This is a genomic window from Mesorhizobium sp. WSM4845 (genome assembly GCF_055811455.1).
Genome location: NZ_JBVVQA010000032.1, coordinates 36,000 through 56,204, shown reverse-complemented (window position 1 = coordinate 56,204; position 20,205 = coordinate 36,000). Strand labels below are relative to the sequence as shown.

The following is a 20,205-nucleotide window of genomic DNA, read 5'->3' as shown; positions in this document are numbered from 1 at the left end:
GCGCCCTGGGCATTCGTTGAAAGACATTCGTTGAAGGAGCGGATCGACTGAGATGCAGAGATCAGTACGCCTGAAATCCTTTGAACTGGTCGCGCGAGACATCAATGATGTCGATGTTGATCTGCTGCATGCACTATCGATTTCGGTCCGCTGGCCGCATCGTCCCAAGGACTGGGATTTGTTGCGCCGCGCCGGCCACGGCATCGTCGCCGTTGACGGAATTGGGCGCGTCTTCGGAAGCGCGATGTGGTTTCCCCAAGGGGACGATTTTGCCACCATCGGCCTGGTGATCACGACGCCTCGCGCACAGGCGCAGGGAGGCGGCCGATGGCTCATGGACCAGGTCCTCGAGCAGTGCGGGGATCGCAATCTGGCCCTGAATGCCACCCATGCCGCCTATCCTCTGTATGTGTCGCTCGGCTTCACGAACGAGGCGATCGTCTACATGCGCCAGGGCGAGATCCCACAAAAACTCCCGCCAATGCCAGCTCCGGATGGTGAATTAAGTGATCTGCCCAGCGGCGGACTTCGCGAGATCACCGAACTGGACGCGCGCGCATTCGGGACCAACCGTGCAAGGCTGCTTGCGTTGCTCTCGGAGGATGCCTCGATCGCCACTTTGAGTCGCGGCGGCGAGGTCGTTGGCTATTCCATGTGTCGCGAGTTCGGGCGCGGCCATGTGATTGGTCCCACAATAGCCCGAAACGACCAGGACGCGGTCCACCTCACAGCCGTCCATCTGAAGAAGCTGGCAGGTCGATTCGCCCGCGTCGATACGCGCGAGAAGGATGGCGTGTTTGCCGAGTTTCTGCAGCAGAGCGGCCTCGGCATTGCCGAGACCGTGACGACGATGTCCAAAGGCCGCCGCTTTCTGAACCGCGAAAGCAACGCGCCCTGGGTCTATGGATTGGCCAGCCACGCCTGGAGCTGAATGCAAGCACGCTGTCGCCGATGCCGCAGGGCCGCTCCGGTCCCGTCAACGCTCTCACAACGACTCCAGCGCCCTGGACATGCGTTCGAGCCCTCTCCGCAACAGCGGACGAGGGCAACCGACATTGAGGCGAATGAAGCCTTCACCGCCGGGTCCATAGACGCGCCCGTCGTACAAATTGACTCCGGCTCGGTCGACGAAAAACCGTTGAACGCCTCCGACCTTCCGATCGAGCCCGCGCGCATCCAGCCACACCAGGAAGGAAGCGTCCGGCCGCATCGGTGTGATGCCCGGCAGGCGATCCTCGGCGAACTTGAGGACGAAATCGACATTACCGCCGATGTAGCGCGTCAGCTGATCCAGCCACGGCGCGCCGGTGCTGTAGGCGACCTCTAGCGCCAGCCGTCCAAAGAAGTTGGCATTGACCATGAACGATGCCTGCATGGTGGCCAGAAGCGCCTCGCGCCGCTGCTTGTTGGCCACCGACACGGTTGCGGAGGGCACGCCGGCCAGATTGAAGGTCTTCGTTGGAGCCGTGCAGATGAATGACTTTTCCGCGGCATCCTCCGAGAGGGACGAGAAGACGATGTGCGGGCGATCCGACAATCTGATATCGCAATGGATGTCATCAGATATGACAAGGATGCCGTAGCGCTCGCAGATATCGTTCAGCGCCGTCAGTTCCTGGCGCGTCCACACCTTTCCAGCTGGATTGTGCGGATTACACAACAGGAAGGCCTTGGCGCCGGCTGCCAGTTTCGCGAAGTTCTCCAGGTCGAGTTCATATCGGTTATCCTGCAACCTTAGCCTGTTGACCAGCAGCTTCCTGCCGTTCCCCTGAATCACTTCGAAATAGGGCGAGTAAATGGGAGACTGCACAATCACCCCGTCCCCGGGCTTCGTGAAGGTCCGAAGCATCGCGGCTACCGACGGCATGATCGCAGGCGCCGGCAGCAGCGATTCCAGTGCCGGCGACCAGCCGTGCCGACGCGCGAACCATGATTGCACAATCTCGTAGTGACGGGGGTCGCGGCGGGTATAGCCATAGATTCCATGGTCCGCCGCTTCCCGCAGCCGCGCGATGACGGTTTCAGGCGCGCGAAAATCCATGTCCGCGGTCCACAGCGAAAGCAGATCTTCGCCCTTGACCCGAGGCGAGAATTCGTCCCACTGATTGGCCCATTTGACTGACCCAAACTGGTGGCGATCATAGATCCTGTCGAAGTCGATCATTCCAACATTTCTTTCCGCAACCGTCGGTTGCGATGCATCTGCACAAGCCATTGCTTGGTTCCGGTGTGGTTTTCGCCGCTCGCGGCTGCTCGAACTTTTGGCGGGCTATTTGAGAATTTGCGCCACGTGCCTCGCTGCTGAAACTGCCTGTCGCATATTCCGCTTCCTAGCTCTTGTGGCCGCGCGCCAACGCGCGCTCCATCGAGTGCGAGTACCGGGACATTCCGAAGCAGAAGATCCAGTAGACCAGCCCGGCGAAGAGATAGCCGGTCGAAGAGATCGTCGGCCCAGCCCAGTTCGGGTCGACTCGCGCCGTTTCGACGGCTCTCAGGAAGTCCGCAATGCCGACGATCGCTACCAGCGTCGTGTCCTTGAACAGCCCGATGAAGGTAGAGACGATGCCTGGGATAACGATAGTGAGCGCCTGCGGCAGGATGATCAGACGGCTCATGGTGAAGTAGCTGACGCCGAGCGCCTTTGCCGCCTCATATTGCCCCTTGGGGATCGCTTGAAGGCCGGCGCGCACCACCTCGGCCATGTAGGCGGACGAGAACAGCGCTATCGCAATCAGCGGACGCAGCAGCCGATCGGGCGTCAGATAGTCGGGGACGAAGAGCGGCATCATGAAATTCGCCATGAACAGCACCGTGATGAACGGCACGCCCCTGACGACCTCGATGAAGATCACACACACTGCCCTGACGAAGGGAAGCTCCGATCGTCGGCCAAGCGCGAGAAGCACACCGAGCGGCAGCGAGAAGACGATGCCCACGATCGACATGAGCAGCGTGATAAGCAGACCTCCCCACAAGACGGTATCGATGACCGGCAGATCGAGCGACGCGACACCGCGCAACAACGCGAAGGCGACGACCGGGTAGGCAACAAAGAACAGCAACGCCGCCACGTTGCGCCGCGGCGCCCGTTTCCACAGCAGCCAGGCGATCAGCACGGCGCCGATCGCCAGCGTCAGGTCCACCCGCCAGCGCTCGGAAACCGGATATGCCCCGTAACGGAGATAGTCGAATTTCTCCACGATGAACGGCCAACACGCGCCCTCAGGGTTGGCGCGGCATTCTTCCTGTCCGCCGGCCCAGACTGCATCCAAGACTGCAAAACTCGCGAACTGATACAAAAGCCATGCGGCGAGAACTGTGAAGCAGATCGTCAGCACGCCGGAGAACGGCGTCGAGAACAGGTTCTTTCTGATCCAGGTCGCCGGGCTCGGCCGGATTCCACAAGGCGGCGCCATAGGCGGCAGAAGCGGAGCGCTAACGAGGTGCGGATGCAGGGACTGGCCGCTCATGCATCACCTCTCGACGATCGCGAAACGTTGATTGAACGCGTTCATGGTCATCGACATGACGAGGGAGATCGCGAGGTAGACCGACAGCGTAATCGCCATCACCTGGACGGCGGCGCCAGTCTGGTTGAGCACCGTTCCCGCGAAAATCTGAACGAGATCGGGGTAGCCGATAAACACGGCGAGTGAGGAATTCTTCGTGAGATTCAGGTACTGGCTGGTCAGGGGCGGTATGATGATGCGCAGTGCCTGCGGAACAATGACCAGGCGAAGCGTTTTGCCCGGCGCAAGCCCGAGCGCATGGGCGGCTTCGGTCTGGCCTTTCGGCACAGCCTGGATCCCGCTGCGGACAATTTCCGCGATAAAGGAAGCGGTGTAGACGGACAGACCGATCAGAAGAGCCGCGAACTCCGGATAAAGCTGGTGTCCACCCCGGTAATTGAACCCTTTCAACTCTGGCGTCACGAACGACACCGGCGAACCGACCAGGAGGAAGACGATCAGAGGCAGTCCGATCAAGGCAGCGAGGCTGACCCAAAGCACGGGCAGCTGCTTTCCGGTGCGGTTCTGTGCGCGCCTGGCATAGGACCAAAAAGCGACGCAGAAGATGCTGGCCGCCAGGAACGCGAGTCCCACGGTACCTGCTCCTGCGTAGAGCTGGATTTCCGGAATGATGAGACCGCGATTGTTCAGATAGATGCGGCCGGGGAGTTCGATCGACGCCCTCGGCGCAGGCAGCGCTTTCAGGACTGCATTGTACCAGAACAAAAGCTGCAGCAATAACGGGATGTTGCGTATGATCTCGACATACGAAGCCGCGACCTTTGAAACGATCCAGTTCGGTGACAGACGGGCAATGCCGACGACAAAGCCCAAGACTGTGGCCAACACGATCCCAAGCAAGCTCACATAGAGGGTGTTGACCACACCCACCCAGAACGCTTGGCCGTAGGTAGAGAGCGTGTCGTAGGGGATCAGCGTCTGATTGATGTCGAAGCCGGCGGCCTCGTTCCAGAAGCCGAAAGACAGCGGAATCCCGCGTGCCCTCATGTTCGACGCAGTCTGAACGGCAATGCCCACGGCCAATGCCAGCAGGCTGCCCGCTAGCAAAAGTTGATAGATGATGCCCCGGACCTTGGCGTCGTGCAGGGACAAGCTCCTGCGCGAGGGCGCGGCGAGCAGCACATCGGACATGACCCTGTTCCTGTGTTGGTGCAGAACTAATGCATGTCGCGCAAAAGTGCGCAGCGGTTTTGCGATAACGACATGCATAAACAAGAACTTAAAGCGTGTCGCATGACTCCATTCAACCCCGACGCGCTTTAAGACGCCGGCGCAATCGCCGGCGGCTTGTGACCGACCCGGCCTAGCGGATCGGCGGGGCGTACTGGAGACCGCCCTGATTCCAAAGAGCGTTCAGGCCGCGCTCCATCTTGAGCGGCGAGGCCTTGCCGATATTGCGATCGAACACTTCGCCATAGTTGCCGACCTGCTTGATAACGTCCACGGACCAGGTATCGCCAAGCCCGAGATCCTCTCCGAGGCTGCCCTCCGCTCCAAGCAGCCGGCGAATGTTCGGGTTGTCCGATGACTTCATTTCATCGACATTCTGCGAGGTTACTCCCAATTCTTCGGCAGCGACCATGACAAGGAGCGCCCATTTGGCCACGTTGAGCCAATGATCATCGCCCTGCCGCACGGCAGGCCCAAGTGGCTCCTTGGAGATAAGTTCGGGAAGCACGACGCTGTCGTCGGCCTTCGCCATGCGCTGGCGCGACGCATTCAAGGTGGACGTGTCGGCCGAGAGGACGTCGCAGCGACCTTCGTCGTAGGCCTTTACCACGGCTTCTTCGTCGGCAAACCCGACGGTCGAGTATGTCATCGAATGCGAGCGGAAGTAATCGGCGAGATTCAACTCGGTCGTCGTGCCCTGAGTGACGCAGATGGACGCGCCATCCAGATCTTTGGCCGAACCGATGTTCTCCGATTTGCGGACCATGAAGCCCTGGCCATCGTAGAAATACGTGCCCGCAAAAAGTATTCCGAGAGACGTGTCGCGGGATGACGTCCAGGTTGCGTTATGTGCGAGTATATCGATCTCGCCCGACTGAAGCGCGGTGAACCGGTCCTTCGGCGTAAGCGGAATGAACCTTACCTTCTGCGCATCGCCCAGAACCGCTGCTGCAACAGCGCGACAATAGTCGACCACGAACCCGGTCCATTTGCCCTCATTGTCTGGAAGGCTAAATCCGGCCGTCGCTGAGTTGGTTCCGCAGGTCAGAACTCCGTTCTTCTTGACGTTTTCGATCGTCGCGGCGGACGCGTTGGATACAACGAGCCCTACCGCTGCTCCGACCAGACCCTTGAGAATTGCTTGCATCTTGGTTCCCTTATTTTTTTGTGGAGCACCAAGGTTGCGCAGGCCTCATTATTGGTCAAATTCATTCTCGTCATGATGACTATGAGGTCTACTCATACAGTGGCTGCACTCGTAATGGTTTCAGCCGTGTGTCTCCTGTTTATTTCTTCTGTTCTCTCTCAGAAACAATTTCTCTCTTTTTAATCTGTGACTCAGAGTAGATGTTTGAGAGAACTTCTTTGAGCCAGATCGTCCCTGGGTCCGTGGCCATTTGCGGATGAAGGAGCAACCACGCGCTCACATTCGGGATCGGCAGCGGCGGCGAAAGGAGAGTCACTTCACTCGCTTTATCAAGGATTTGGAGGATTCCGTCACCACAATGAGCAACAAGTTCGGTGCCTCGCAAGACCCACGGAAGTGCCAGATAATTCGATATCGTCGCGACCACGTTCCGCCGCAAACCAAGCTCCTTGAGCGCGGCATCCGCAAGTCCGCTGGAAACACCATCGGCGGAAACCTGCAAGTGAGACGCTGACAGGTATGTCTCCAATGACATCGCCGAACTTGCGATTTGGCTGCCGCTCCAAACTGCGCAGAAGAGACGATCCTGGCCCAGTTCGATCTTCAAAAGGCTTGGGTCATCCTTGATCACTGCTCCAGTCAATGCACAGTCGATCTGTCGAAGATGAACCGAGGACGGGATATCGAGCCCGTTCGCTGGAATAATATTCAACGTGGCACCGCGCGCCTGCCTGGAAAACTCCCGCAGAAGACGTGGTATGATTATCATCGCATGGTAGTCGGTGAGCCCGACACGAAAGTTCCGCCGAGTGGTTGCGGGATCGAAAGTTTGATGGCGATCAATCGAGGCTCGAATCGTTGCCAATCCGGCCGAAATGTCTGGCAGAAGCTCGACCGCCCGCGGGGTCGGCCTCATAGCGCCTCCATCGCGCGTGAACAGCCTGTCGCCGAAAAGGTGCCGCAGCCTGGATAAGGAATGGCTGATCGCAGATTGCGTTCTTCCCAATTCGCATGCCGTACGCGTGACGCTTCTTTCGCGCATCATCACGTCGAACACGCGCAGCAAATTCAGGTCGAGGTCATCGAAACTCATGAGCCGAACAGGCCTTGGTTTTTCATCATGAGGCGAGAACGTCCACGTGGCGTTCGAAAAGGAAATCCTCGTTCCGCTTCTGGCGCTGGTCCATCCGTTCAGCCACAACGTTTCCTGAGCCGCTCGAGATCGGGCACATCGACCTGGGTCACTGCGCTGATTGCAATGACTTTCTCCGCACGGAGCCTGGACAATTGACGCGAGACGGTCTCGATCGTCAGCCCGAGGAAATCGGCAATGTCACCGCGCGTGAGAGGCAGAAGAAACTTGCGGCCCTTCTGTTCGCTGTCCGCTGAGGGATCGAGGTGCTTGGCGATGAGATAAAGGAAGCTGGCGACCTTCTCGGCAGCTGTCTTTCTCCCCAGCGTGACCATCCATTCGCGGGCTTCATCGAGTTCCCTGAGCGTCTGCTCCATTAGCCGACGCTCCAGCTTGGGATTCGCCGCAATCAACCGTTCCAGACCACTCTTCGACACGCGGCAGAGATCGATGGCGGACGCAGCTTCGGCAGTTACGGCACTGTCCGGCGCGAAAAGTCGCCCGAGGAAATCCGGGGCGAACTGCAGGCCGACGATCTGCTGGCGGCCGTCTTCCAGCACCTTGGTCAGCTTGACCACGCCCCGCATTACATTCGCATAGGACTCGACGGGCATGCCCTCCGCGGCGAGTTCCTCTCCGGCAGAATGCCGCGCCAGGCGCGTGTGACGAGAAAGCGCAACAAGCTCGGCCGAATCGAGCACGCCGCACATTCCCTTGTGCCGAGCCTCGCAGCTCCGGCAAAGCACAGGAATATCGGAGTTGTGTATGTCCTTGCGGTTCGTGTCCATGGCTCTGTCGGGAATATCGGACACTCCGGCGCCGAATGCCAGCGTCGCGTACACAAGGTTCGCATATTGCCGCAGACGCAGCCGATCCAGAAACGCGTCCGCACGTTTGATCCATGTCAAGAGAGCTCCGGCCGTTGCCGGATAACGCTGGCGCAAGGGAGGCGCCTGGTTCTTCTGGGCAATTGACAGAGGGTTCGATCGAAGCGGAGATAGCGCTGCCAACGCAACCCCGACGTAACACGTACCTGATCCAGGAACTGAAAGGCCTGATCCAGGAACTGAAAGGAAAGAGTCGGGATTTGGGAGGATAGCATGGGCGAGGCTCTAGCCGGTCATCATGCCGATCGGATACAGGCCGCAATCATTTCAGATGCCGCGGCGAAGTCGGCGCTGGTCGCTTCATGGCGACGCTCATCCAATTTGCATAAGCTCGATCCAACCGATCCCAAACCGCCGCGATACCTGACCCAGGCCGAATTTATCGACGCCAGGCAACGGATCGAACCGCTGATCCGAGCTGCCCAATCAAGCCTCGACAGACTCTACCTGGCGGTGGGAGGTGTTGGATGCTGCGTGCTTCTCGCCGACCAAGAGGGCGTGCCAATCGAACGACGCGGTGCACCTGCGGATGACGAGACGTTTCACAACTGGGGGTTGTGGACAGGCTCGGTCTGGAACGAGGAGAGCGAGGGCACCAACGGCATCGGCACCTGTCTTGTCGAGCAGCGCGTGCTGACGATCCATCGCGACCAGCATTTTCACACGCGCAACACTGCGCTGAGCTGCATCACCGCGCCCATCTACGATCACGAAGGAGACCTAGTCGCCGCCCTCGACGTGTCTTCCTGCCGGGCAGATCTAACCGAAGCCTTCGCCAATCTTATTTCGGTGGCTGTGGTCGACGCCGCACGACGCATCGAGGCGGAGAACTTCAAGATGGCATTCCCGAAGGCGCGCATTCTGCTCGCGCCAATAACCCACAAAGGTTCGGGCGGACTGATCGCGGTCGATGCGGACGACCTTGTGGTCGGCGCGACCCGCTTAGCGCGATTGGCGCTGGGGATCACGCAAAAGAGCCTTCGGAAGCCGCTCCCCGCGGCCGATCTGCTTGGCGGGGCGAGGAAGGTCACCGAAGTCCTCGCCGAGGCGGAGCGCGGGGCTCTGCAACGGGTGCTGGCCCGGACAGATGGAAATATCTCGGCCGCGGCCGCGGCGCTTGGGATCAGCCGTGCGACGCTCCACCGGAAGCTCAACCGCCTCGATCTCCATAGATCGCACTGATCTTTTCGAATCCCGGCACGACTGTCGCAGTTCTGCGACACCTCCTGCGGGTCCACTGTTCTCACCCTCGTGACAGCGAGCGGGCAGATGCGGCAAGACTTTCCACCGAAGCGCCGCATCCCGCGGCGTTGTTTCGGGAGGTATATCATGAACAAGGTTGAATTCTCACGCTCCGTCAAGGCGCCCTTCGACAAGCGTTATGGCAATTTCATTGGCGGCAAATGGACCGAGCCGCTTTCCGGCAAGTATTTCGAGAACTTCTCGCCGGTAAACGGTCAGCTTCTCTGCGAAGTCACCCGTTCCGACTCCAGGGACATCGAGGCCGCGCTCGACGCGGCCCATGCGGCCAAGGACGCATGGGGCCGCACCAGCCCGGCCGAGCGCGCCTTGATTCTCAATCGCATTGCTGATCGCATGGAGGAGAACCTCGATCTCCTCGCGCGCGCCGAGACCTGGGACAACGGCAAGCCGATCCGTGAGACGACCGCCGCCGACCTGCCGCTGGCCATCGATCACTTCCGCTACTTCGCCGGCGCGATCCGCGCCCAGGAGGGCAGCCTCTCCGAGATCGACCACGACACCGTTGCCTATCACTTCCACGAACCGTTGGGCGTCGTCGGCCAGATCATCCCGTGGAACTTCCCGCTGCTCATGGCGGTATGGAAACTGGCCCCCGCGATCGCGGCCGGCAACTGCGTGGTTCTGAAACCCGCAGAGCAGACCCCGGCGGCGATCATGCTCTGGGCGGACCTCATCGGCGACCTGCTGCCGCCGGGCGTGCTCAACATCGTCAACGGCTTCGGCCTCGAGGCAGGCAAGCCGCTCGCCTCCTCCAACCGGATCGCCAAGATCGCTTTCACAGGCGAGACGACCACTGGCCGGCTGATCATGCAGTACGCCAGCCAGAACCTTATCCCGGTAACGCTCGAACTCGGCGGCAAGTCGCCCAACATCTTCTTCCAGGACGTCACCGCCGAGGACGACGATTTCTTCGACAAGGCGATCGAGGGTTTCGTCATGTTCGCACTCAACCAGGGCGAGGTTTGTACCTGCCCGAGCCGGGCGCTGATCCACGAAAAGATCTACGACCGCTTCATGGAGCGGGCGCTGAAGCGCGTCGAGGCGATCGTCCAGGGCGACCCGCTGGATCCGGCGACGATGATCGGCGCGCAGGCCTCGTCCGAGCAGCTCGAGAAGATCCTGTCCTACATCGACATCGGCAAGCAGGAGGGCGCCGAAGTACTCACCGGCGGCGCGCGCAACGAGCTGCCGGGCGATCTCGCCGGCGGCTATTATGTCAAGCCGACAGTGTTCAAGGGCCACAACAAAATGCGCATCTTCCAGGAGGAGATCTTCGGGCCGGTGGTTTCGGTGACAACCTTCAAGGACGACGACGAGGCGTTGTCGATCGCCAACGACACGCTCTACGGCCTCGGCGCCGGCATCTGGAGTCGCGACGCCAACCGGCTCTACCGCTTCGGGCGGGCGATCCAGGCGGGCCGCGTCTGGACCAACTGCTACCACGCCTACCCGGCGCACGCGGCGTTTGGCGGCTACAAGCAGTCCGGCATCGGCCGCGAGACCCACAAGATGATGCTCGACCACTACCAGCAGACCAAGAACATGCTGGTCAGCTACAGCCCGAAGAAGCTCGGCTTCTTCTGAGGACTGCCTCACGGGGCGCGGGACGTTCCCGCGCTTCGCGTTCCGGAGGGAGGATGGAATGCACGACAAGGTGAGCGCCACGCCAGCGGCGCTGGAGCTCCTGGCTATGATCATCGCCGAGCATGGGCCGGTGCTGTTCCACCAGTCGGGCGGCTGCTGCGACGGTTCCTCGCCAATGTGCTACCCCGTGGGTGATTTCGCTCTGGGGGACAGCGACATATTGCTCGGCGAGATCGGCGGCGCGCCGTTTTACATCGGCGCGGCGCAATACGACGCGTGGAAGCACACCAACCTCGTCATCGATGCTGTGCCCGGACGCGGTGGCATGTTCTCACTCGATAACGGCCGCGAGAGACGGTTCCTGACGCGGTCCACGGTGTGCCCCATGGGGATCTGATTTCGAGTATCAGCGGACGTCTATCTGGCGCGCCCTCGCGCCCTCAAGCTGGTTCATGTCTGCGCCGTTGCTTCACGAAATCGACAAAAAAGCACGAAGCCCGGCCGGCGTCAGACGCCTCGATAGCGAGAAGCGTAATTCTTGAACCCTCGCCTGCCAAGGCAGCAACGCGATAAAACGGCTCGTCGAAAGCGGCTGTCCTCTGGCAGGCGGCCAAGCTCAACCGCTTGAGCACCTCCGGTTCTACTCGAGCGCATCACCGATATCGCCGCAGCCTGCCATCCCGCACTCGTCCGGCGTGCCGTGGTGGAGGCGGTAGTCGCAACGCCCGTCGCGAAACGATCGTATGAACGCGTTGATCTTCCCATCGATCCGGAGAACCCGATTTTGAGGGGCTCACGGCCAGCGTTGAACACGAGTATTGTTATTCGGGTCTGCTATACGCGCCGATATGCGACACCTACGCTTCTGCGCAGATTGGGCCGCTTTGATCTCGATCAAGCTGAAAAGAAGGCCCAAAGGTAGAGTTCAGGCCAAGGCCGCGTCCCGGCGTGTCTGTGGACTGGACGCGCCAAGCGCGAGCGTTCCTTGGGCGGAACAGGCAACAGAGGACAAGAAGGCGATGTACAAGCACATCCTGATTTCGACGGACGGCTCCGACGTCGCGCAGAGGGGCGTCGACCATGGGCTTTCGCTTGCCAAGAGCCTCGACGCGAAGGTGACCGTCATCACGGTCACCGAGCCTTTCCCCTTCCATGCGAGCGCGGCCGGCGGCGGCTGGGTCCCGCTTCCCGGGGATATCTCGGGGTATGAAGAGGGGCAGAAGAAGGCTGCGGAGAAACTCCTGGCGACGGTGCGGGAATCGGCCGCCAGGATCGGCGTCAGCGTGGACGTGCTGCACGTGCCCGACGCGAGGCCAGCGGAAGCTATCGTCGAGGCGGCGAAGGCCCAAGAATGCAGCCTGATCGTCATGGCCTCGCACGGCCGGCGCGGCCTCGGGCGCCTGCTGCTGGGCAGCCAGACCTCGGAAGTGCTGGCCCATAGCCCCGTTCCAGTCCTCGTCGTACGCTGAGCGGGATGGAGGAAATTCCTGTCCTGAAGGACTACATCGAATGAAGCTTCGCGCTCTTGTGCCCCTACTCACCTATCCGGAACCCCACACGACGGCAGTCGTAGCCAATGCTGCGGCGGTGACGGATCTGCTTGGCGCGGACCTCCACGCGCTGGTGCTAGAAGCTGACATTCCAGAGGTTTCGAACGCGTTCTCCCGCATGCTCATGAATCTGCCGGAAATGATCCGCAACGCCGAGAAACTCAGCGCGAGCAACGGCGCGGAACTGCTGGCCGCGGCCAGGGTTGAGGCGGAAGCCAGAAGCCTGAATCTGACGACTTCCGTGGAGAGGACGCAGGTCGCGCTGCTTGGCGAGGCGGCCGCTCGCCATGCCCGCTATTTCGACATGGCGCTTGTCGGGTGGAACTCCGACAACCCCGGTATCCGCGCTTTGGCGGAGGCCGTTGTCTTCAGCTCCGGCCGCCCGACGATCCTTCTGCCCGATCAGGCGCCGCCCGCCAGTTTTAGCCGGGTGTCGATCGCATGGGATGGCACGCGCGTCGCAGCCCGCGCCGTGTCAGACGCCAGGTTTGTTCTGGAGCGCGCCGTGGAGATCAAGGTTGTCACCGTCACAGACGAAAAGTCAATCGACGAGGCAGATGCGGGGGAGCGGCTCGCGGGAAGTCTGCGCGAAGCCGGGCTGAAAGCCACCTTCTCGGCAGTGCGCGCGGAGGACTGCCCGATTGCAGAAACCCTGCAGCGCCACGCTGCCGGCCTAGGTTCGGATCTGCTGGTGATGGGAGGCTAGGGTCACTCACGGCTCAGGGATTTCGTTCTCGGCGGCGCGACCGAAGGCGTCTTGGCGGACCTGAGGATGCCAGTGCTGCTTTCGCATTGACCGCCCTGCTGATGATGGATGCTTACCTTGCCTGATGCGCGGTGGCCGATTCTCTCGTTGAGAGGAGTGCTCCTCGGCGTGGCGCTCAGCGGACTCATGGTCGGCATTACTGGATGGGCGTCCGGCGCAGGCTGGCATCCCTGGCCGTGGGCCGTCGCGACCGCGTTGGTGCTGGCGGCCCTCGCCGTCGAGATCGTCCGCAGTCTGTCGCGCGGCGAAGTCGGGCTTGACCTGGTCGCCGCGCTATCGATGTCGGCCGCGCTCGCGTTCGGCGAGATGCTAGCGGGCAACGTCGTCGCGCTGATGTACGCGGGTGGCCAGTTTCTCGAAGGCTATGCGGCCGGCCGCGCACGCAGGGAGATGACCGCCCTACTCGGTCGCGTGGCCCACAGCGCCATGCGGTACGGCAATGACGGGCTCGACGAAGTCCTCATCCAGGCTATCGTTCCAGGCGACCGGCTCCTCGTTCGCCGCGGCGAAGTGATCCCCGTCGACGGCAGCCTTGCGTCACCTTCTGCCGTCCTGGACGAGTCCGCCTTGACCGGAGAGAGCCTGCCACGCACGAAGTTGCTGGGTGACGAAGTCCTGAGCGGAGCAACCAATGCTGGCGATGCCTTCGATCTCCTTGCGGACAGACCCGCGGCCGAAAGCACCTACGCCAACATCGTCCGGCTTGTAACCAAGGCACAGGAAGGCAAGCCTCCCAGCGTGCGTGCGGCGGATCGCTACGCGGTCTGGTTCCTGCTGCTGACGGTCTTGGCGGCAGGAACTGCCTGGGCCATCTCCGGCGACCCTGTCAGAGTGCTGGCTGTGTTGGTGGTCGCAACGCCGTGCCCGCTCATCCTCGCCCTGCCCGTCGCCATCATCTCCGGCATGTCGCGCGCCGCCAAGCTCGGCGTTCTCGTCAAGGACGGCGGGGCTCTCGAGACCCTTGCGAAGGTCAAGACGGTTATCCTCGACAAAACCGGAACCCTGACGTTCGGTCAAGCCGAGGTGGTCGACGTACGCACCGTCGGGACCTGGTTACCTGACGAGGTCCTGCGGCTCGCCGCCTCGCTCGACCAGGCGTCCGGCCACGTCACGGCAGCGGCGCTGGTGGCGGACGCACGCCGGAAGGGGCTCCCGCTCTCTGCGCCGACGGACGTCAGCGAGGTCGCCGGAACCGGAATCAAAGGGATTGTCGAAAGACGCAGGCTGGTTATCGGCGGCAGCCGCTTCGTCAGGGACGCGATCACGCAGGGCGATCCCCATGGGTTGCGGGAAGGTCTTCCCTGGGGAAGCGCCGTGGTGGCCGTCGGCGTAGACGGCGTCCTGGCCGGGATCATCGCCATGGCTGACGCGATCAGGCCGGAGGCGCCCGCCATGCTCCGGGCGCTGGAGAAGGCTGGGATCGACCGCGTCGTGATCGCCTCCGGCGATCGCCAGGATGTGGTCGACGCCGTGGCTGCCCGGCTCGGGATAGCCAAGGCGGATGGCGAACTGGATCCGGCGCAGAAGGTCGAAGTCGTGACCAGGGAACGCATGCGCGCTCCCGTGCTCATGGCTGGAGACGGCGTGAATGACGCTCCCGCGTTGGCGAGCGCCGACGTGGGCGTGGCGTTGGGCGCGCGCGGCTCCGCCGCCTCGTCGGAAAGCGCCGGAGTCGTCATTCTCGTCGACCGCATCGACAGCCTGGCGTCCGCGGTAGAGGTCGCGCATCGGACCCGCCAAATCGCAACGCAAAGCGTGGTCGCCGGCCTCGGCCTCTCCGTCGTCGGGATGGCTGTGGCTGCGCTCGGCTATCTCCCGCCTGTGGCTGGCGCACTCGTGCAGGAGGGCATAGACGTAGCGGTGATCCTCAACGCCCTGCGTGCCCTCCGGTGATGTTCCGGACTCCTGAGCCACTCGGCCCCAGATTTCCCGCGTTCAGGCGTTTCAGTGCCCCGCGTGTTCGCCGTGAAGCAGTTCCAGACCGGGCGCCGGTCGCTCCAGGTCATGAGCTGTCTGGCCCTCGGCCGCAGCCTGGGTCCATTCTGCCCTGTCCGTGCCGCAGACCTGGATCACCGGGAAATAGATCGTTTCGCCCGCCGGGAGGCTTGCGTCGAGAGTCGCCCTGAAGACGAACTCATCATCGTACTCGTCGTCCGCCACGCTTCCGCCGCTCCAGGATAGCTCGGTAACGCCTTCGGCCACCTTCTTGCCGTGCAGATCGTACTCTGCCTTGTACCCCGTCACCGTCTTTTCGATCGTCCATCCGGCCTTGGGCATCGGCTTGACCGCGATAACGCCTTCCGGGATCCGGACCCGGACCTCGTCCGTGGCCTTGCCGTCGCAACCGTGCGGAATCCTTAGAACCGCCTTGTAGGTCGTGCCGACGGCAGCCTGGGCGTTTTCGAACGAAACATGCGCATGGGCCGGTCCGGCCACGATCGCAGCGACCGCCGCAACTATAAGAGGCCTGTACATCTGACTGTCTCCTTTCTTCTCCAGGTCGAATGACCTCTCCAGGTCGAATGACACTCGAGTTGCGCGACGGGTTGTTCCGCACGCTTATGGAGCCACTGCATAGCCGCGTTGGCCGTCAGCTATTTGCGCTGCAGCAAACTCCGCAGATACGCCTTCAGGTCGCTCCCCCGAAAATCCATCGGGAGTTTGTTCCAGGACAAACTCCTCTGTCATGGCGGGCGTAGAAGTCGCTCATCGACAACGATGGATCACAAGGAGAACCGAGATGTTCACGCGTCGCCAGGCACTGATGGGAGCAGCGGCCGCCGCCATGCTGGCCGCGATGCCTTCAATGACCGCTTTCGCGAACGAGACCGAGATCGCCGCGCTGCCGCGCGAGCAGGTCACACTCGTCGCACCGCCCTTCGTGCATGCGCACGAACAGGTGGCCAAGAGCGGTCCGAAGGTGGTCGAGTTCACGATGACCATCGAGGAAAAGCCCGTCACTATCGATGACGAAGGCACCGTGCTGCAGGGCATGACCTTCAACGGCTCGATCCCCGGCCCGATGATGGTCGTCCATGAAGGCGATTACGTCGAGTTGAACCTGGTCAACCCCGGCAGCAACTCGATGCCCCACAACATCGACTTCCACGCCGCCACCGGCGCGCTCGGCGGCGGAGCCCTCACGCTCATCAATCCCGGGGAACAGGTGAAGCTGCGTTTCAAGGCAACCCGAACCGGAACCTTCGTCTACCACTGCGCGCCCGAAGGCCCGATGATCCCGTGGCACGTCGTGTCCGGCATGAGCGGGACGATCATGATCTTGCCCCGCAACGGCCTGAAGAACGAGAAGGGCGAGCCGCTCACCTACGACAAGGTCTTCTACATCGGCGAGAACGATTTTTACGTTCCGCGCGACGAGGACGGCAACTTCAAGTCCTACGAGAGCCACGGCGACAGCTACGCCGACACGCTGGAGGTGATGAAACGTCTCGTCCCGTCCCATGTCGTTTTCAACGGCGCCAAGGGCGCCCTGACGGGCGACAACGCCATGAAGACAAAGGTCGGCGAGACGGTCCTGATCGTCCACTCGCAGGCCAACCGCGACACCCGGCCCCACCTGATCGGCGGCCATGGCGACTACGTCTGGGAAGAGGGCAAATTCGCCAACCCGCCCGCCAAGGACCTGGAGACCTGGTTCATCCGCGGCGGATCGGCGGGAGCCGCGCTCTACACCTTCCTCCAGCCGGGCGTCTACGCCTACGTCAACCACAACCTGATCGAAGCGGTCGAACTCGGAGCGACGGCCCACTTCGTCGTCGAGGGCGAATGGAGCGACGACCTGATGAAGCAGGTCGCGGCTCCCGGACCGATCCCGACTCACTGACCGATCAGGCTGGCGGCCCGGACCAAGGGGGATCCGGGCCACGTTCCCATGGAGTATTTCGATGCCCGTCACCATGCTGGAAGCAGCTTTCGGCACCGTCGCCGCGCTGGTCGTGCCGGCGCTCGCCGTCGGATTGCATGCGCCGCCAGGACGGTCGGTTCCGGTCGCGGCAACCGTCGAGATCGGGGAAAGGATCGTGGACTTTCCGGCACCGGGCGAATTCCTGTCGGGCGGTGTTCCTGCAGCGGCGCCATCGAAGCCTATAATGGTCGCCGGCTTCCGGATGATGACGCGGCAGGTCAGCCTCGCCGAGTACGATCTCTGCGTTGCGGCAGGCGCCTGCATGGCCCGACGCGCGCGCTTCTCAGGCAGACGTTCCGGTCACCGGGGTCAACTGGACGGATGCCGACACATATGCTCGCTGGTATTCCGAGGCCACTGGCGAATCCTGGCGGCTTCCGACCGCGCTCGAGGCAGCCGCGGCGGCCGGCGAACGTTTTGGTGGCGAATCCTTCTCCGCAACGGCGGACGACCCCCAAAATCCCGCGGTGCGCTGGATACGGCGATACAAGGAGGAAGCCGCGGCCAGGCACCCCGCGGATCCAGAGCCGAAGCCCGGCGGCCACTACGGGCCCAACACTCTCGGCATCGAGGATTTCGGCGGCAACGTCTGGGAATGGACTTCGAGCTGCTACAGCCGCGTCACGCTCGATGCCAAGAGCGGCCAGCCCGAGACCGTCGTCGAGAACTGCGGCGTGCACGTGCTCGAGGGACGGCACCGGGCCTACATGTCCAATTTCGTTCGCGACGGCAGGAGTGGCGGATGCGCCGTCGGCACGCCGCCGGAGAAACTGGGATTTCGACTTGTTCGCGATGAGCCCTTTTGCGGGCCTGCATGCTGGATCAGCGCGCTCTTCTCCAGCGAAAGTTCCCAATCGTGACACAGAAATCAGACGCGTCGAGAATGCTTGCGGCAGCCTCGTCGCGGTTGCTGGAACTTGCCAACAGGGGCGAAAATTCCTTTGCCGCGGAGTTGCTGCGCCGCCTCGCCGAGGTGGGGCGTGAAGGTATTGCCGTTGAAGTCGACGACACCGCGTCCGATCGAACGGGAACGGTGGATCATGCGTCGAGTCCCGCCAAAAACTTCGCTGAAGCGAAGCGGATGCGCGACGCGATCGACGTCGCATTGGCGCTCCTCGATGAGATATTCGAGTTGGCGCCTCGCGAGCCCAAGCAGGCCGTCGCGAGCGACATCGCAGAGATATTCCGCGAGATCTCCGAGATCGCGGCGCTTGGAGAGAGTGCGGTCAGGAAGGCGATTGAGGAATGAAGAAACGCCGTCGCCCCAAGGAGACTACACCAATGGGTACCGATACTGCGCGACGACCGACGCTCCCGATCGAATCCCTGACGCGGCCGTCGCTGGTCGAACGCATTCGTCAGGGAGTAGCCGGCGCAGCGCTCGAACGTCAATGCGCCAAGGCCGCGAACGGCATGCCAGATTATGTCGGCTTGGAAGGCGATCTGGTCCAGCGCGCTGGCGGGCTCGCGGACGCCAGAAGGATGCGAGACGCCATCGTGCTCGTCCTCGCGCTTCTCGGGGAACTGGACGAACTCATGCCCGACGAGCCTGATCGCTCCGCGTTCCACGAGATCGCGGATCTGTTTCAAGACGTCTCTGAATTCGCGGCGTTCGGGATGGAGGCCGCAAGACAGGCGGCAGGCGGAGGAAACAGCTGATGTCCGCCGCTACCACGCTAACCGACAGGTCCGTGCTGCGCTCGCTGCGCAAGTCCGGCTACGTTTCCCGTGACGGCCGGGGGCGGGTGTCCTCCATGCCGCCGATCCTCCAGTATGGATTCAGGCCGTTCTTCTTCCTCGCCGCGCTCCACGCCGGCGCGGCGATCCCGGCCTGGCTTTGGATCTATTTTTCCGGCCATGCTTTGCCCGGCCCCTTCCCCGGCCTGCACTGGCACGCCCACGAAATGCTGTTCGGCTATCTGCAGGCCGTCCTGGCCGGCTTCGTGCTCACCGCAATCCCGAACTGGACGGGCCGGTTACCGCTGAGCGGCTGGCCCCTCGCGGGCCTGGTGACACTGTGGCTGGCCGGGCGCATAGCTTGTGCCGCCGCCCCCGGCCCGGTCGCTGCCGTCGTCGTTGATATTTCGTTCCCGGTCATGCTTGGCTTCGCGGTCTGGCGCGAGGTGGTGGCGGGGCGCAACTGGAAGAACGCGCCCGTGGCTGTCATGATCACGCTGTTCGGGCTGGCCAACGCACTGGACCACGCGGCCAATTTCGGGTTCGTTCCGCATGGCTTGGGCGTGCGGCTGGCACTGGGCGCGATCGCTATGCTGCTTGCCCTTGTCGGTGGCCGCATCGTTCCAAGTTTCACCCGGAACTGGCTTGTCAAGAATGGCGGGACGCGCCTTCCGGCAAGCTTCGGCGCCTTGGACAAGGCGGCGCTGGCGACGACCGCCGCTGGCGCGGCCGCCTGGGTGGCCGTTCCGGATTCAACTGCCGCAGGAGGCATGCTCGGTCTCTCCGGTGTGCTTCTGGCCGCGCGTCTGGCGCGTTGGCAAGGCCAGCACACCACGCGCGAGCCAATCGTGCTGATCCTCCATATCGGCTACGCCTGGCTCGGCTTCGCACTATTGCTGCTCGGTGGCTCCGTGCTGTTTTCAGGGCTACCGGAAAGCGCCGCTCTGCACGCGCTGACAGCCGGCGCGATCGGCACGATGACGCTCGCCGTAATGACCCGCGCCAGCCTCGGCCACACTGGACGGGAGATCGTCGCGGACCGGACCGTTCTCGCAGCCTACATAGCGGTTACATTGGGAGCTGTCCTGCGGGTCGCGGCGCCGTTGGCAGGAGACTGGCACGCGCACTTACTGATCTGCGGCGGTGCGCTGTGGAGTGCCGCCTTCCTGCTGTTCGCCATTCGCTATGCGCCTGTCCTGTGGGGGCGCAGGGCCAGCGCTTGAGATGGGCGGATACTCCGAGCCTTCGGCCGGCATAGTTCGAGACGTTGGAGCCTCAGAAAAAAGGTATTGAAAAAGCCACTTAAGACGATAGCCTGTTCAGCGGTCTGACGCTTCACAGTATCTGGCCAAGTCCAAGGCACATGGAGTGGTCATGACCCAGGACAGCCCGCAGGCCCTTTCCGACCCTGGACCTTCGCGTTCGAAGACGAGGCGACGAGAGTTGCTGGCCTTTCTCGCACTTGCTTTCGGCATCTGGCCCATCGTCGCTGTCGGCGTCGTCGGTGGCTACGGCTTCCTGGTCTGGATGTATCAGATCGTGTTCGGGCCGCCCGGCCCTCCGGGAGGGTGAAG

20 protein-coding genes are annotated in these 20,205 nt (G+C 62.4%); 13 read left to right on the top strand and 7 right to left on the bottom strand.

Annotated elements, in window-relative coordinates; all coding sequences use genetic code 11:
* Window positions 1-52 precede the first annotated feature (52 nt).
* On the top strand, window positions 53-931 hold the full coding sequence (locus AC0L2C_RS27935) for a GNAT family N-acetyltransferase (RefSeq protein ID WP_128172479.1): 879 nt from the start codon (window positions 53-55) through the stop codon (window positions 929-931).
* A gap of 54 nt (window positions 932-985) precedes the next feature.
* Here the strand turns inward: AC0L2C_RS27935 and AC0L2C_RS27930 are convergent, their stop codons facing one another.
* The 6 genes from AC0L2C_RS27930 to AC0L2C_RS27905 form a co-directional block, all read right to left on the bottom strand.
* Window positions 986-2,164 (bottom strand): MalY/PatB family protein, encoded by a 1,179-nt coding sequence (locus AC0L2C_RS27930; RefSeq protein WP_287260365.1) that lies wholly within the window; start codon window positions 2,162-2,164, stop codon window positions 986-988.
* 166 nt (window positions 2,165-2,330) lie between these two features.
* Window positions 2,331-3,470, bottom strand: coding sequence for an amino acid ABC transporter permease (locus tag AC0L2C_RS27925; RefSeq protein ID WP_473524924.1), 1,140 nt, complete (start codon window positions 3,468-3,470; stop codon window positions 2,331-2,333).
* Window positions 3,471-3,473: 3 nt separating this feature from the next.
* Window positions 3,474-4,661, bottom strand: a complete 1,188-nt coding sequence (locus AC0L2C_RS27920; RefSeq protein ID WP_287239523.1) for an amino acid ABC transporter permease — start codon at window positions 4,659-4,661, stop codon at window positions 3,474-3,476.
* Between the two features lie 172 nt (window positions 4,662-4,833).
* Window positions 4,834-5,847 (bottom strand): amino acid ABC transporter substrate-binding protein, encoded by a 1,014-nt coding sequence (locus AC0L2C_RS27915; RefSeq protein WP_473524923.1) that lies wholly within the window; start codon window positions 5,845-5,847, stop codon window positions 4,834-4,836.
* A gap of 139 nt (window positions 5,848-5,986) precedes the next feature.
* Entirely contained in the window at window positions 5,987-6,940 is a 954-nt protein-coding gene (locus tag AC0L2C_RS27910) for a LysR family transcriptional regulator (RefSeq protein ID WP_473524922.1), read from the bottom strand.
* 98 nt (window positions 6,941-7,038) lie between these two features.
* Entirely contained in the window at window positions 7,039-7,887 is an 849-nt protein-coding gene (locus tag AC0L2C_RS27905; protein ID WP_473524921.1) for a Crp/Fnr family transcriptional regulator, read from the bottom strand.
* Window positions 7,888-8,079: 192 nt separating this feature from the next.
* Between AC0L2C_RS27905 and AC0L2C_RS27900 the strand changes: the two genes are divergently transcribed.
* From AC0L2C_RS27900 to AC0L2C_RS27875, 6 genes are all read left to right on the top strand, one after another.
* Window positions 8,080-9,048 (top strand): GAF domain-containing protein, encoded by a 969-nt coding sequence (locus AC0L2C_RS27900; RefSeq protein WP_473524920.1) that lies wholly within the window; start codon window positions 8,080-8,082, stop codon window positions 9,046-9,048.
* Window positions 9,049-9,195: 147 nt separating this feature from the next.
* Window positions 9,196-10,713, top strand: a complete 1,518-nt coding sequence (gene adh / locus AC0L2C_RS27895; protein ID WP_287228091.1) for an aldehyde dehydrogenase — start codon at window positions 9,196-9,198, stop codon at window positions 10,711-10,713.
* A 58-nt stretch (window positions 10,714-10,771) separates the two neighbouring features.
* The gene (locus AC0L2C_RS27890; protein ID WP_473524919.1) at window positions 10,772-11,110 is read left to right on the top strand and encodes a DUF779 domain-containing protein; all 339 of its coding nucleotides are present in this window, start codon (window positions 10,772-10,774) and stop codon (window positions 11,108-11,110) included.
* A gap of 622 nt (window positions 11,111-11,732) precedes the next feature.
* Window positions 11,733-12,182, top strand: a complete 450-nt coding sequence (locus AC0L2C_RS27885; protein WP_287239534.1) for a universal stress protein — start codon at window positions 11,733-11,735, stop codon at window positions 12,180-12,182.
* Between the two features lie 40 nt (window positions 12,183-12,222).
* Window positions 12,223-12,969 (top strand): universal stress protein, encoded by a 747-nt coding sequence (locus tag AC0L2C_RS27880; RefSeq protein ID WP_473524918.1) that lies wholly within the window; start codon window positions 12,223-12,225, stop codon window positions 12,967-12,969.
* Window positions 12,970-13,137: 168 nt separating this feature from the next.
* On the top strand, window positions 13,138-14,922 hold the full coding sequence (locus AC0L2C_RS27875; RefSeq protein ID WP_245277625.1) for a heavy metal translocating P-type ATPase: 1,785 nt from the start codon (window positions 13,138-13,140) through the stop codon (window positions 14,920-14,922).
* A 51-nt stretch (window positions 14,923-14,973) separates the two neighbouring features.
* Here the strand turns inward: AC0L2C_RS27875 and AC0L2C_RS27870 are convergent, their stop codons facing one another.
* Window positions 14,974-15,504, bottom strand: a complete 531-nt coding sequence (locus AC0L2C_RS27870) for a YcnI family protein (protein ID WP_287239535.1) — start codon at window positions 15,502-15,504, stop codon at window positions 14,974-14,976.
* 265 nt (window positions 15,505-15,769) lie between these two features.
* Between AC0L2C_RS27870 and nirK the strand changes: the two genes are divergently transcribed.
* The 6 genes from nirK (at window position 15,770) to napE (ending at window position 20,203) form a co-directional block, all read left to right on the top strand.
* Entirely contained in the window at window positions 15,770-16,873 is a 1,104-nt protein-coding gene (gene nirK, locus AC0L2C_RS27865) for a copper-containing nitrite reductase (protein ID WP_287239537.1), read from the top strand.
* 326 nt (window positions 16,874-17,199) lie between these two features.
* A complete protein-coding gene (locus tag AC0L2C_RS27860; RefSeq protein WP_287239538.1) occupies window positions 17,200-17,814 on the top strand; it encodes an SUMF1/EgtB/PvdO family nonheme iron enzyme in 615 nt (204 codons plus the stop codon).
* 23 nt (window positions 17,815-17,837) lie between these two features.
* Window positions 17,838-18,203 carry a hypothetical protein gene (locus AC0L2C_RS27855; protein ID WP_287239539.1) on the top strand — a complete coding sequence of 122 codons (366 nt, stop codon included), beginning with the start codon at window positions 17,838-17,840 and terminating at the stop codon, window positions 18,201-18,203.
* Complete coding sequence (locus tag AC0L2C_RS27850) at window positions 18,200-18,613, top strand: hypothetical protein (RefSeq protein ID WP_287239540.1); 414 nt, start codon at window positions 18,200-18,202, stop codon at window positions 18,611-18,613. The genes AC0L2C_RS27855 and AC0L2C_RS27850 overlap by 4 nt, the downstream gene beginning before the upstream one ends.
* Complete coding sequence (locus AC0L2C_RS27845) at window positions 18,613-19,854, top strand: NnrS family protein (RefSeq protein ID WP_287239541.1); 1,242 nt, start codon at window positions 18,613-18,615, stop codon at window positions 19,852-19,854. Before AC0L2C_RS27850 ends, AC0L2C_RS27845 begins: the two co-directional genes overlap by 1 nt.
* 151 nt (window positions 19,855-20,005) lie before the next feature.
* Complete coding sequence (napE, locus tag AC0L2C_RS27840; protein ID WP_023798480.1) at window positions 20,006-20,203, top strand: periplasmic nitrate reductase, NapE protein; 198 nt, start codon at window positions 20,006-20,008, stop codon at window positions 20,201-20,203.
* Window positions 20,204-20,205 lie beyond the last annotated feature (2 nt).